This window comes from Allobosea sp. P5_A5 (assembly GCF_056400625.1).
Map to the genome: position 1 here is coordinate 33,378 of NZ_JBFUKY010000004.1, position 13,176 is coordinate 46,553.

General features: G+C 65.9%; 13 protein-coding genes and 1 tRNA gene. 12 read left to right on the forward strand and 2 right to left on the reverse strand.

The features are described 5' to 3' along the window. The first annotated feature begins 145 nt into the window (after window positions 1-145). The 8 genes from AC1DR6_RS09840 (at window position 146) to AC1DR6_RS09875 (ending at window position 5,135) form a co-directional block, all read left to right on the forward strand. Complete coding sequence (locus AC1DR6_RS09840) at window positions 146-754, forward strand: Maf-like protein (protein WP_476829370.1); 609 nt, start codon at window positions 146-148, stop codon at window positions 752-754. A 90-nt stretch (window positions 755-844) separates the two neighbouring features. Beyond that, window positions 845-1,666 carry an SDR family NAD(P)-dependent oxidoreductase gene (locus AC1DR6_RS09845; protein WP_476829043.1) on the forward strand — a complete coding sequence of 274 codons (822 nt, stop codon included), beginning with the start codon at window positions 845-847 and terminating at the stop codon, window positions 1,664-1,666. Next, complete coding sequence (gene yacG / locus AC1DR6_RS09850) at window positions 1,659-1,868, forward strand: DNA gyrase inhibitor YacG (RefSeq protein ID WP_476829044.1); 210 nt, start codon at window positions 1,659-1,661, stop codon at window positions 1,866-1,868. The genes AC1DR6_RS09845 and yacG overlap by 8 nt, the downstream gene beginning before the upstream one ends. 65 nt (window positions 1,869-1,933) lie before the next feature. Next, window positions 1,934-2,197 (forward strand): DksA/TraR family C4-type zinc finger protein, encoded by a 264-nt coding sequence (locus AC1DR6_RS09855; protein WP_476829045.1) that lies wholly within the window; start codon window positions 1,934-1,936, stop codon window positions 2,195-2,197. 86 nt (window positions 2,198-2,283) lie between these two features. After that, complete coding sequence (locus AC1DR6_RS09860; RefSeq protein ID WP_476829046.1) at window positions 2,284-2,550, forward strand: hypothetical protein; 267 nt, start codon at window positions 2,284-2,286, stop codon at window positions 2,548-2,550. Between the two features lie 336 nt (window positions 2,551-2,886). Then, window positions 2,887-2,962, forward strand: a tRNA-Phe gene (locus AC1DR6_RS09865). Between the two features lie 200 nt (window positions 2,963-3,162). Beyond that, the gene (locus AC1DR6_RS09870; protein WP_476829047.1) at window positions 3,163-3,999 is read left to right on the forward strand and encodes a DUF6502 family protein; all 837 of its coding nucleotides are present in this window, start codon (window positions 3,163-3,165) and stop codon (window positions 3,997-3,999) included. Then, a complete protein-coding gene (locus tag AC1DR6_RS09875) occupies window positions 3,996-5,135 on the forward strand; it encodes a DUF5666 domain-containing protein (RefSeq protein WP_476829048.1) in 1,140 nt (379 codons plus the stop codon). The genes AC1DR6_RS09870 and AC1DR6_RS09875 overlap by 4 nt, the downstream gene beginning before the upstream one ends. Before the next feature lie 34 nt (window positions 5,136-5,169). On the opposite strand, the gene AC1DR6_RS09880 is transcribed toward AC1DR6_RS09875, so the two are convergent. Next, window positions 5,170-5,823: a TetR/AcrR family transcriptional regulator gene (locus tag AC1DR6_RS09880; RefSeq protein ID WP_476829049.1), complete on the reverse strand. Its 654-nt coding sequence runs from the start codon at window positions 5,821-5,823 to the stop codon at window positions 5,170-5,172. A gap of 76 nt (window positions 5,824-5,899) precedes the next feature. Here AC1DR6_RS09880 and AC1DR6_RS09885 point away from each other — a divergent pair, with 76 nt between their 5' ends. After that, window positions 5,900-7,117 carry an efflux RND transporter periplasmic adaptor subunit gene (locus tag AC1DR6_RS09885; protein ID WP_476829050.1) on the forward strand — a complete coding sequence of 406 codons (1,218 nt, stop codon included), beginning with the start codon at window positions 5,900-5,902 and terminating at the stop codon, window positions 7,115-7,117. A gap of 7 nt (window positions 7,118-7,124) precedes the next feature. Then, window positions 7,125-10,271, forward strand: coding sequence for an efflux RND transporter permease subunit (locus tag AC1DR6_RS09890; RefSeq protein ID WP_476829371.1), 3,147 nt, complete (start codon window positions 7,125-7,127; stop codon window positions 10,269-10,271). Window positions 10,272-10,341: 70 nt separating this feature from the next. On the opposite strand, the gene hemB is transcribed toward AC1DR6_RS09890, so the two are convergent. Continuing rightward, entirely contained in the window at window positions 10,342-11,397 is a 1,056-nt protein-coding gene (gene hemB / locus AC1DR6_RS09895) for a porphobilinogen synthase (RefSeq protein WP_476829051.1), read from the reverse strand. A 229-nt stretch (window positions 11,398-11,626) separates the two neighbouring features. On the opposite strand from hemB, the gene AC1DR6_RS09900 reads away from it, so the two are divergent. Both AC1DR6_RS09900 and AC1DR6_RS09905 read left to right on the forward strand, forming a co-directional pair. Then, window positions 11,627-12,682 carry an enoyl-CoA hydratase/isomerase family protein gene (locus AC1DR6_RS09900; protein ID WP_476829052.1) on the forward strand — a complete coding sequence of 352 codons (1,056 nt, stop codon included), beginning with the start codon at window positions 11,627-11,629 and terminating at the stop codon, window positions 12,680-12,682. Between the two features lies 1 nt (window position 12,683). Next, entirely contained in the window at window positions 12,684-13,130 is a 447-nt protein-coding gene (locus AC1DR6_RS09905) for a DUF6163 family protein (protein WP_476829053.1), read from the forward strand. Window positions 13,131-13,176: the final 46 nt, after the last annotated feature.

Sequence of the window (13,176 nt, forward strand, 5' to 3'; positions counted from 1 at the left end):
GACATGGAACAATGTGCGATTCCCCTTTGGCGTGCGATGCTTTAAAGCCGGGGGCGGCGCGTTCCGCTTCACCGGCGCCGAGCACAAATCCGAGCCTGCGATCTTGAGCCTCTTCACGTCTTCCAAACCGGCCGGCTGGCGCCCGATGCTCGTGCTTGCCTCCGCCTCGCCGCGACGGCTTGCTTTGCTCGAGCAGGCAGGGCTCAAACCCGATGCGCTGCTGCCGGCCGATCTGGACGAGACCCCGCAGAAAGCCGAGCGTCCTCGCGATCTCGCGCGCCGCCTGGCCCGTGAGAAGGCGCAGGCCGCGCGGGAAGGCGCCAAGGCGAGGGCCGATCTCGACGGCTGCTATATCGTCGCCGCCGACACCGTCGTGGCGGTCGGCCGGCGCATCCTGCCCAAGGCCGAGCTCGTCGACGAGGCCGCCGCCTGCCTGCGCCTGCTCTCCGGCCGGGCGCACAAGGTCTTCACCGGCGTCGCGCTGGTCACGCCTTCGGGCACGATCCGCGAGCGCATCGTCGAGACGAGGCTTCGCTTCAAGCGGCTTTCGACCGAGGATATCGAGCTTTACCTCGCTTCGGGCGAATGGCGCGGCAAGGCCGGAGGTTATGCGATCCAGGGCATCGCCGGATCGTTCGTGATCAAGCTTGTCGGCTCCTACACCGGCGTCGTCGGCCTGCCGCTCTATGAGACCGTCAGCCTGCTGGGCGGCGAGGGCTTCCCCATCCGTTTCGGCTGGATGAATACGGTCTGACGGGCCCGGCGGCTTGCATCGGACCGCGTCTCCGCCGATCTTCGAGCGACAAGCGCGCCGATCCGACAAGGCGCGCGGCGGGAGGCAGGGATGGGCGAACGTCTGAGGGGCAAGGTCGCGATCGTGGCCGGCGCGGGGTCGATCGGCCCCGGCTGGGGCAACGGCAAGGCGACCGCGACGATCTTCGCCCGCGAGGGCGCCAAGGTGATCTGCGCCGACATCAACCTTGCCGCGGCCGAGGAGACGGCCGCCATCATCCAAAACGAGGGCGGCCAGGCCTTCGCGGTCCAGGTCGACGTGACGCAGGCCGAGCAGGTTGCGGATCTGGTGGGCCGCACGCTGGGTCGCTATGGCCGTATCGACATCCTCCACAACAATGTCGGCATCGCCGAGGTGGGCGGCGTCGTCGATTTGCCTGAGGAGACCTGGGACCGCGTTTTCCGCATCAACCTCACCGGCGCCTTTCTGGCGATGAAGCATATCATTCCGGTGATGCAGCGGCAGTTCGAGGAGACCGGCGAGGGCGGCTCGATCATCAACATCTCCTCCATCGCCTCGATCCGCTATACCGGCGTGCCCTATGCCAGCTATTCCGCCACCAAGGCGGCGTTGAACCAGCTCACCCGTACCACGGCGGTCCAGTATGCCGCCCAGAAGATCCGCGTGAACGCCATTCTGCCTGGGCTGATGAAGACGCCGATGGTCGAGCACTCGGCGGGTCTTGCCCAGGCGTATGGGGATGGCGACGTCGAGGCCATGTGGGTCGCGCGCGCCGCGCAGGTTCCGATGGGTCATATGGGCGAGGCCTGGGACGTGGCCAACGCGGCGCTCTTTCTCGCAAGCGACGAGGCGCGCTATGTCACCGGAATCGAACTCGTCGTCGACGGAGGCATCACGCTCAAATATGGCTAAGACGGAAGACAATCCTGCGCGCCCCGAAAAACCTTGCCCCCTCTGCGGCAAGCCGATGGCGCTGAAATTCTGCCCCTTCTGCTCGGCGCGCTGCGCCGATATCGATCTAGGGCGCTGGCTGAAGGGCGGCTACGTCATTCCCGGCGCGCCGCTCGACGAGGCCGACGACGTGCCCGGAAGCGAGCCTCGGCACGACAACTGAGTGCGCGGACGAACGCTTGAAGCGCCGGATACGCCATCCCATCTGCAACCCGCAGGAGGTGTACCATGGCGAGCGGTTGGGCTCCGGACGGAGCGGTTCAGGACCAGATCGACGATTCGATCAGCGATGCGGTGAGGCTAGCGCGATCGCGCCTGCCCGCCGGCGAAGGCGAAATTCATTGTCAGGAATGCGGCGAGGAAATTCCCGCGGCCCGGCGCCGTGCCATGCCGGGTGCCCGCACCTGCGTCGATTGCCAGAGCGTGCTCGACCGCCCTGCATCGGCCGCCGCCTACAACCGCCGTGGCAGCAAGGATAGCCAGCTGAAATGATCGTCGGCGCGCTGGTGCTGGACGGCGAGGTGCGCCGCTTGCGATTCGGGGGTGCACGCCCCATGCCGAGACGTTAGGATCGGGCCATGTCTGAATTCCCCGGTATCATCCGTTCGCCACTTTCCCAGAGCGTCACCCATGATGGGATGACCGTGCAGGTCGAAATCTATCGGCTCGACGGCACCGATGGCTGGACGCTGGAACTCGTCGACGAAGAGGGCGGCTCGACCGTGTGGCAGGACAGTTTCGCCACGGATGCCGAGGCTTTCGCCGAGTTCATGGACGGCGTCAGCCAGCTTGGCCTGGCGAGGCTGATCGACCCGGACGACGACGATATCGCCACGGTCCACTAGCAGGATGACAAAGGCCCGGCAGGTTTCCCGCCGGGCCTTCCCTTTTCCCAGTCGCAGACGTGTGTGCGATTCTGCCGCCTTCGACAGCGGGACGTGTCCAGGTCCCGGCACGGCAGCTTGGCATTTCCCGAAGGTGGACACACCGACCGAGCAGGATACCAAACGCTGAAGGGCGGCTCGTCGCGATGTGCAGGTCAGCCCGCCAAGCGATCACGCCTGCGCGTGATCGAAGCCTTGAAGGCGGCATCAGAAAGCCGGCTGAAGTGACTGGACAGCCCTGCCGCCAGCCTCTATATCGCCCCCACCAACACGGACGGCGCAGCGCGCCCCGGCGGCGCCCAGGTAGCTCAGTTGGTAGAGCATGCGACTGAAAATCGCAGTGTCGCTGGTTCGATTCCAGCCCTGGGCACCATTTTATTTTCAATGACATAGCGACCGCCGTAGCGCAGCGATCATTCGTTCATTGGTTCAAGTGCCGCGGATCGGCGTTCTCGCCGGTGTATTCCTGCGTCACTGCGGAAACAGCATCGCGGCATAAAAGCGCGCGCGGCAGCAACGAGGGCCATCCGTCGTGGGATTGTATCCCACTGAGTTCGGCCCTAGATCATCCCGATGTCGGATCAGTCGCAGGACCCCTCGGCCGAGAAGCTCTATCCACCGCTGGCGCGGCTTTTGCGGCCGCTGGTTCGGCTGAGCATCCGCGCAGGGATGACGTTCCCCGCGCTATGCCAGCTGCTGCGGGAGCTTTACGTCAACGTCGCGGAACATGATTTCGCGCTTGCCGGCAAGGAGCAGACCGACAGCCGGGTGAGCCTTTTGACAGGGATCCACCGCAAGGAGGTCAGCCGCCTGCGCGGCGCGGGCGCGCCGGTCAACGTCGTTCCGGCCTCGGTTTCGCGCACGGGCGCGATCATCGCCCGCTGGTTGGGCTCGCCGCGCTATTGCGATGGGAACGGAGCGCCGCTTCCTCTGCCGCGCAGCGCCGATGACGGGCGGCCGTCCTTCGAGGAACTCGTGGCGTCGGTCACGCGCGACCTGCGGCCCCGCGCCGTGCTGGACGAATGGTTGGACCGCGCAATCGCCATGATCGACGCCGAAGACCGGGTGATACTGGCCGAGGCGGCGTTCATCCCCCGGCACGGCGACGACGACAAACTGTATTATTTCGGCCGGAACATGCACGACCATCTTGCTGCGGCGTCCGCCAACATGCTTGCTGCGAAGCCGCCCTTCATCGAGCGTTCGGTGCATTATGACGGGCTCTCGGCGGAACTGGCCGAGCGGCTCGAAGCACGCTCGCGCGAACTGGCGCTGGAGATGCTCCAGCAGCTCAACCGCGAGGCCAATGCTGCCTGCGAGGGCGATCCGGGCGGCGAACACCGCTGGAATTGCGGCGTTTATGTCTATCGCGAGGCCGCCATAGGGCCGTCCGAGGCGGAACGGGGATGAGCCGACGTATAGCCCTCACGCGTCGCACGCTGCTCGCCTCGCTGGGGGCGACCCTGGCGTGGCGACCCGCCGTGGCGGCGCCCGAGCGGCCGCGCGATGTCGGCATCGGCGGCACGGGCTTTGCGCCGGACGAGCCTGCCGGGTCAGATCGCGGCATCGGCGGCACCGGTTTCGTTGGAACGATCCAGCGCTTCGGCAGCATCGTCGTCAACGATAGCCGCATCGCTTATCCTCCGGGCGTATCGGTCACCATCGACGGACGGACACGAGCCGCGCGCGAGCTCCGCATCGGCCATGTCGTGCGCGTGCTCGCCCAAGCCGATCCGGCCGGGCTGACGACGCAGGCGATCGTGGTTGACAGCGAGGTGGTCGGCCCGGTGACCGCCCTCTATCGCGACGGGATCGATGTGCTGGGCCAGCGTATTCTCCTGCCGCCGGGCGGGACAGGGCGGTCTTGGCGCAAGAGGCAGCTTGTCGCCGTGAGCGGCCTGCGACGTCTGGACGGCATAATCGCCGCAAGCCTCGTCGAACCCCGTGTCGAGGCGGCCCATCAGGTGATCGGCGTGGTCGAACGGGATGCAGATGGGCATTGGATCGACGGGCTGAAACTTCTCGGGCTCGACGAGAGCGCTGTCGGTCGTCGCGTTCTGGTGCGAGGCCGGATCGCGACAGGGGGTTTTGCTGTCGAGAGCCTGACACCGGCGCCTCTGCTGCCCGGCGCAGGCCCAGTCTCGCTGGAAAGCTACGTCGGGACACGCGACGGGCGCCTGCATCTCGGTTCTGGTCTTTCCATCAGGGCCGATAGCTTCGCCGATAAGCTGCTGCCGTCGCAGGAATGGCGCGCGGTGCTTGACGGGCGCGTTCGCGCCGACGGGACCTTGCAAGTCGACGACATCCGTTTTGCCCGCGCGAGTGGGACGGGCGGCGGGGAGGGCGGGCGTGGCGGCCCATCGGCAGGATTCGGACGTGACGGTCTCAGTGGCCGGGCAAGCGCAGGGGCCGGCCAAGGCGCAGGCGGCCGCGGCGGGTTCGGCGGTCCGGGTGGCGGCACGGGCGGCGGAAACGGACCCGGCGGCGGAGGCCATGGCGGCGGTCACGGCGGCGGCGGCCCTGGCGGAGGCGGGCCTTCCCGCTAATGGGCGATTTGGCGGCCGCACGATCGGCGGGAGATCAGCTCGCCAGCCCGTTGAGGAACAGATCGATGCAGCGCCGCGCATGGGCGACGCGTTCGCCGCGCGTCAGTTCGAGGTCACCGACGAAACGCCGGGCCTGCACGCTGAAGATCATATCCATCAGCATGCGGGCTGCGGCCTCGGTGGGGAAGGGTCGCAGCCGGCCGGCCGCCTGCTGGTCGGCGAGCCAGCCGGCCAGCATCCGGCGCGAAGGCTCGACGCCCTCCAGCCGCAACGCCTCACCGATTTCCGGAAACCGCTCGGCCTCCGAAACGGCAAGCAGCACGAAGGCTATGCGCCCCCGATCCTCTTCCGCGTCGATTTCAAGCTTGAAGATGGCTGCAAGCGCCTGATCGAGCGGTTCGGGACCGGCGGCACGCGGCAGCGCCAGCATGCTGCGGCGATGATCGGCGACCATCGCCCGGAACAGATCTGTCTTGCCGGGAAACAGCCGGTACAGCGTGCGTTTGGAAACCCCGCACCGCGCGGCAACCGCGTCCATGGTCGTGGCGGCGTATCCCGAGACAAGGAACAGCTCGAGCGCTCCGCTCGTTATCCGCGCGCGCTCCGCCTCGTCGGGTCGGGTTTTGGGCCGGCCCGGTTGCCGACGCGCGGCCTTCCCGATGTCGTGATCTGCCGTCATTTCGTCCATGCTGGCACATTGTCGGTTTGACAGCTCCCAAAATCAAGCGTTAAGAAACCCGCCAGTTTCCTAATAGGAGCCACGCATGCCGGCCGCGCGCGCCCCCTCGCATTTCCGTCCTCTTGTCGCGGGCAGCCTTGTGCTCGCCTTGCTGGCGGCTGGCTGCAACGAGCAGAAGGCGGCTCCGCCGCCGCAGCCCCAGGCGCAGGTCAGCGTGGTCATGCTGCATCCGCAGCCGGTGGCAATCACCGCCGAGCTTCCGGGCCGCGTCGCGGCGAATTTGATCGCCGAAGTGCGCCCGCAGGTGAACGGCATCATCAAGTCGCGCCTGTTCAAGGAAGGCAGCGAGGTCAAGACCGGCGACGTGCTCTACGAGATCGACCCGGCGCCCTATAAGGCCGCGCTCGACAGCGCGATGGCGGCTCAGCAGAAAGCCGAAGCCGCGGCCGTCAACGCCAAGATCAGGGCGGACCGTTACGGCGAGCTGCTTCAGCGAAACGCCGGCAGCCGGCAGGATGCCGACGACGCCAACGCGACCTATGCGCAGGCGCAGGCCGACGTCGCCTCCAACAAGGCGAGCGTGGAGACCGCCCGCATCAACCTTGCCTATACGAAGGTCACCGCGCCGATCGACGGCCGTGTCGACAAATCGGCGCTGACGCCCGGTGCGCTGGTCACGGCCAACCAGGCCGCCGCGCTCACAACCATCCGCAAGCTCGATCCGATCAATGTCGATGTCACTCAATCGAGCACGAACCTGCTGAAGTTCCGCGAGGCGGTCGATTCCGGACGGCTTAAATTCACCGGCCCCAACGTCGCGGTGAAGCTCAAGCTCGATACCGGCGCCGAATACCCCCAGACCGGCAAGCTCGAATTCGCCGAGGCGAACATCGACGAGACGACCGGCACATTCGCCGTTCGGGCGGAGTTTCCCAATCCCCAGCGGCTGCTGCTGCCGGGGATGTTCGTGCGTGCCGTTATTCAAGAAGGCATCGCTGAAAACAGCTTCCTGCTGCCGCAGCGCGGCGTCGGCCGCAACACCAAGGGCGAGCCGACCGGAAAGTTCGTCGCCGCCGACGGCAAGGTGGAGGAGCGTGTGCTGGCCACCCGCCGCAGCATTGGCAACAACTGGCTGGTCGATTCAGGCGTCAAGGACGGCGATCAGATCATCGTCGAGGGCGGCCAGCTTGTGCGACCCGGCCAGACCGTGACGCCGACCGAGGTCAGCGTCGACGAGGCGACGGGCGAGCTTAAATCGGCCAATCGCCGGGCCGAGCTTCCCGCCGCCACCACGAAGAACTGACGCCATGTTGTCGCGTTTCTTCATCGAACGGCCGATCTTCGCCTGGGTCGTCGCCATCGTCATTATGCTGGGCGGCCTGCTGGCGCTGCGCACGCTGCCGATCTCGCAATACCCGCAGATCGCGCCGACGACCGTCCAGATCAGCGCCAACTATCCCGGCGCCGATGCCGCCACCGTCGAGAACTCGGTGACCAAGGTCATCGAGCAAGGCATGACCGGCCTCGACAACCTGCAGTATATGACGGCGACGTCGACCTCGACCGGCAACGCCTCGATCACCTTGACCTTCACCAGCGCGGCCGACCCCGACGTTGCGCAGATGCAGGTGCAGAACAAGCTGCAGCTGGTCACAAGGCAGCTGCCGCAGGTCGTGCAGAGCACCGGCATCTCGGTCGCCAAGGCTTCGACCGGGTTTTTGATGGTCGCCGCCTTCGTCTCGAAGGACGGGCGGATGTCGACGACCGATCTCGCCGACTATGTCGATTCGACCTTGAACGACACGCTGAAGCGGGTTGCGGGTGTCGGCACGACGCAGATTTTCGGCGCCGGCTACGCGATGCGGATCTGGCTGAACCCGGACGCATTGCGCAAATACGCGCTGATGCCGAGCGATATCGCGACCGCGATCCAGGCGCAGAACACGCAGGTCTCTGCCGGCCAGCTGGGCGGCCTGCCGCAGATCAAGGGCCAGCAGCTCAACGCGACCGTCACCGCCGCCTCGCGCCTTCAGACGGTCTCGCAGTTCGAGAATATCATCCTGAAGAGCGGCTCGTCGGGCTCGATCGTTCGGTTGAACGACGTTGCGCGTGTCGAGCTTGGCGCCAAGAGCTACGACACCGTCTCGAAATATAACGGCCAGCCGACCACGGGTCTCGCGATCAGCCTGGCCACGGGTGCCAACGCGATCGACACCGCCAAGGCTGTGCAGTCCACCATCGAACGCCTCAAGCAGACTTTGCCTGAGGGCGTCGAGGTCACCTACCCCTACGACACCACGCCCTTCGTCACGCTCTCGATCGAGAAGGTGGTCCACACCCTGATCGAGGCGATCGTGCTCGTCTTCATCGTGATGTTCGTCTTCCTGCAGAACCTGCGCGCGACGCTCATCCCGATGCTGGCCGTCCCGGTCGTGCTGCTTGGCACCTTCGGCGTGCTCGCAATTGCCGGATATTCCATCAACACGCTGACTATGTTCGCGATGGTGCTCGCCATCGGCCTGCTCGTCGACGACGCCATTGTCGTGGTCGAGAATGTCGAGCGCGTGATGCAGGAGGAAAAGCTCGGCCCCAAGGAAGCCACCATCAAGTCGATGGACGAGATCACCGGTGCTCTAGTCGGCATCGCCACCGTGCTGTCGGCGGTGTTCGTGCCGATGGCCTTTTTCGGCGGTTCGGTCGGCGTCATCTATCGCCAGTTCTCGATCACCATCGTCACCGCCATGATCCTTTCAGTCGTCGTCGCGCTAGTGCTGACGCCGGCGCTCTGCGCGACCCTTCTGAAGCCGGTCAAGGACCACGGCCAGCGCAAGGGCTTCTTCGGCTGGTTCAACCGTAATTTCGAGCGCACGACGAACGGCTATCGCGCCGGTGTCTCGGGCATGATCTCGCGCTCGGTGCGCTTTTTCCTTGTCTTCCTGCTCATCGCTGGGGGCATGGTGCTGTTGTTCGCGCGGCTACCGAGTTCGTTCCTGCCGGAAGAGGATCAAGGCATCCTGCTGACCAGCGTTTCGTTGCCGGTCGGCGCGACGCAGGACCGTACCCTCGCGGTTCTGGATCAGGTGCAGAAATACTATCGCGAATCGGAGAAGGACCTCGTCGACGGCGTGCTGACGGTCGCCGGCTTCGGATTTGGTGGCGCTGGCCAGAATGTCGGCCTCGCCTTCGTGCGCTTGAAGCCCTTCGATCAGCGTTCCGGCAAGCAGGCGACGGCGCAGGCCATCGCCGGGCGCGCCATGGGCGCCTTCCGCTCGATCAAGGACGGTACGGTCTTTGCGCTGGCGCCGCCCGCCATTCAGGGCTTCGGCAATACGGCCGGCTTCGATTTCTATCTTCAGGATGTCGCCGGTGCCGGTCACTCGCGCCTGATCGAGGTGCGCAACCAGTTCCTCGGCCTCGCCGGTCAGAGCAAGATGCTCGCCGGCACGCGCCCGAACGGGCAGGAGGACACGCCGCAATATGCCGTCGAGATCGATCAGGAAAAAGCGAGCGCGCTGACGCTCTCGCTCGGCAGCATCAACGATACGCTGTCGACCGCCTGGGGCTCGGCCTATGTCAACGACTTCATCGACCGTGGGCGGGTGAAGTCGGTCTATGTCCAGGCCGATGCACCCTTCCGCATGCAGCCGGAGGATGTCGGGCGCTGGTATGTCCGCAATGCCGGCGGGCAGATGGTGCCGTTCTCGGCCTTCTCGAGCGGTCGCTGGTCCTACGGTTCGCCACGGCTCGAGCGTTACAACGGCTCGTCGGCCGTCGAGATCCAGGGCGGCGCGGCAGCCGGCATCAGTTCGGGCGCGTCGATGGACGAGGTCGACAAGCTGATGTCGCAACTGCCCCCAGGCTTTGGACATGAATGGACAGGCCTGTCTTATCAGGAGAAGCTCTCGGGCAGCCAGGCGGTGGCGCTCTATGCCATCTCGATGCTGGTGGTCTTCCTCTGCCTTGCCGCGCTCTACGAAAGCTGGGCGATTCCCTTCGCCGTGATGCTCTCCGTGCCGATCGGCATCTTCGGGGCGCTTCTGGCCGCCACGATCTTCGGCCAGACCAACGACGTCTACTTCAAGGTCGGCCTACTCACGACCATTGGCCTCGCCGCGAAAAATGCGATCCTGATCGTCGAATTCGCGATCGAACAGGAGGCGAGCGGCAAGAGCCTGATCGAGGCGACGCTGGAAGCTGCGAAACAGCGCCTGCGGCCGATCCTGATGACCTCGCTGGCGTTCGTGCTCGGCGTGACGCCGCTTGCCATCGCGACGGGCGCCGGCTCCGGAAGCCAGAATTCGATCGGCATCGGCGTGATGGGCGGCATGATCGCAGCGACCGCGATCGGCGTGTTCTTCGTGCCGCTGCTCTATGTCGGCGTGGTGAGCCTGGTGCGCCGCTGGCGCGGCCGCGGGGAAGCGCCGACGGAAGCACCGAAGGAAGCCGCCTCTCACTAAGAAAAAGCCCGGCGCGACACGCCGGGCTTTTCGATTTTGAGGTGTGTTCGGCCGGAATGGACGGCGAGGCTTAGCCCGCTGCCTTGAGCGCCTTGGCGACTTGCGGGGCGAAATAGCTCAGCACGCCATCGGCGCCTGCGCGCTTGAAGGCCAGCAGGCTTTCCATGATCGCCCGGTCGCCGTCGAGCCAGCCATTCTGCACGGCGGCCATCAGCATCGCGTACTCGCCGGAGACCTGATAGGCGAAAGTCGGCACCCGGAACTGGTCTTTCACCCGCGCCACCACGTCGAGATAGGGCAGGCCGGGCTTGATCATCACCATGTCCGCACCCTCTTCGAGATCGAGCGCGACCTCGGCGATGGCCTCGTCGATGTTGGCGGGGTCCATCTGGTAGGTGCGCTTGTCGCCGACCAGCGTCGCGTTGGTGCCGATCGCGTCGCGGAACGGGCCGTAGAACGCGGAAGCGTATTTCGCCGCATAGGCCATGATCTGCACATCCTCATGGCCGCTGTCGTCCAACGCGGAGCGGATCGCCGCGACGCGCCCGTCCATCATGTCGGAGGGAGCGATAACGTCCGCACCGGCATCGGCCAGCGCCAGCGCCTGCCGCACCAGGATCGCGACCGAGTGATCGTTCAGCACACGCTCGCCGTCCAGCACCCCGTCATGACCATGCGAGGTGTAGGGGTCCAGCGCGGCATCGCAGATGATACCGATCTGCGGGACCTCGCGCTTGATCGCGCGCACGGCGCGGCACATCAAGTTCTCGGCGTTGAGCGCCTCCGAGCCGGTCGGATCGCGCAACCCCTTTTCGACGAAGGGGAAGGGCGCGATGGCCGGGATGCCCAGCGCCGCCGCATCCGCCGCCTGCCGCACAGCCTCTTCGATATTCAGCCGATCGACGCCCGGCATCCAGGCGACCGGCGTGCGCGCCTCGCGCGAATCCATCAGGAACATCGGCCAGATCAGATCGTCTGTCGTCAGCCGCGTTTCACGCACCAGCCGGCGCGACCAGTCCGCCTTGCGGTTGCGGCGCATCCGGCGCGTCAAGCCGAGCGAGGGCGCCGATTGCGCCTCGTCCTGCCGAGGAGAGAGGGGGAAAGGCCGCACGACCCGAGATTCCATGATTGACTGCCTTCGACGTGTGGGTCTCGCGCGGCTTTCGTCATGCGGGCGAAGTCGGCGAAGCTTTCAATAGCACATCGGAATAATTCCAAAACACGTCAGTTGGTCGCAAGGGTGCCCTGCACACGGTCCGGCGCGGAGAAGCTGAGGCTCGCGTTGACAACCGCGCACCTGCCTTCCAGAACCGCAGGCCCATCGGAGCGGCAGTCCGCCGCAGCGGAAAGCGAGCATGACGCAGGCGCCTGAGATCATCTGCGAAATTCGCGGCGCCGCCGGCGTTGTCGTGCTCGACCGCCCGAAAGCGCTGAACGCGCTGAGCCTTGGCATGATCAGGGAGCTGGCCCGCGCGCTCGATGCCTGGGAAGACGACCAGCAGGTCACGCGAATCGTCGTCATCAGCACCAGCGAGAAGGCTTTCTGCGCCGGTGGCGACATCCGTTGGCTGCATGATCGCGGCAAGGCTGGCGACCATGCCGCCATGCTGGCGTTCTGGGGCGAGGAATACATCCTCAATCACCGCATCAAGTCCTATCCCAAGCCTTATATTTCGCTGATCGACGGCATCGTCATGGGCGGCGGCGTCGGCCTTTCGCTGCATGGCAGCCACCGCATCGCGGGCGACCGCTACCTCTTCGCCATGCCCGAAGTCGGCATCGGCTTCTTCCCCGATGTCGGCGCGACCTATGCGTTGCCCCGGCTGCCGGGTGCGTTCGGGACGTTTCTAGCGCTGACCGGCGAGCGGATCGGCGCGGCCGATGCAACGGCCGTCGGGCTTGCGACCCATGGCGTGACCAGCGACCGGATGGCCGAACTCGCCGATGCCCTGACGGGTCGCACTGCGATCGACGATATCCTGGCGGGCTTCACGATCGAGCGCGGTCCTGGACCGCTGGAAGCAGCACGGGCGACGATCGCCACCTGTTTCGCGGCTGCGGACGTGAAGTCCATTCTGGCAGGGCTGGAGGCCGCGGCGGCAAAGGGTGATGCCTTTGCGGCGAAGGTTCTGCAGACCATGGCGACGAAGTCTCCCACCAGCATTGCCATTGCCCACGAACAGATGCGCCGTGGCCCCGCCCTCGACTTTGCCGAAGCGATGCGCACCGAATTCCGTGTCGTCTCGCGCATCGCGCGCGGCCATGATTTCTATGAAGGCGTTCGCGCCGTCGTGGTCGACAAGGACCAGGCTCCGCTCTGGCGGCCGAAAACCTTGCAAGAGGTGAATGCAGCGGTGATCGCGGCCTATTTCGAGCCGCTCGGTGCCGACGAGTTGAAGCTGGAGGCTTGAGTTGGGACTGGGTATCGACGGCGAGGCCCTGCGGAGCGGTATTTCGGGCGAGGGCGGTGTCAAAGCGAACACGCGCTGGCGCTCGGGGCTGGTCTGGTTCCTGCGCCTTCTGTCGGTGTTCTGGCTGGCCAAGGGGCTGATGTCCTGGGCCGTGATTTTCGGCCTCGGCGGCCAGGCGCAGCCGCCTTTCGAGGCGCGGCTGCTGAGCTATCAAGCGATTATCGTCTATTTCGCGGTGATCGACCTCGTTGCGGCAGTGGGCCTCTGGCTGACCTCGACCTGGGGGGGCGTGCTCTGGCTGCTGGCGACGCTGAGCCATCTCCTGCTGAGCTTCTTCTTCCCGCGCTTCGTCCCGCTGACGATCTGGCTGGTGGGGTTGTACGTGGCGCTGATCGCCCTCTACTTCCTCGTGACCTGGGCGGCGGAGACCGAGACGGAAGCCGCCTGAGCGCGTGCCGAGCGCTGCAAGCCTCACGGTATACGCCAAGTAAATG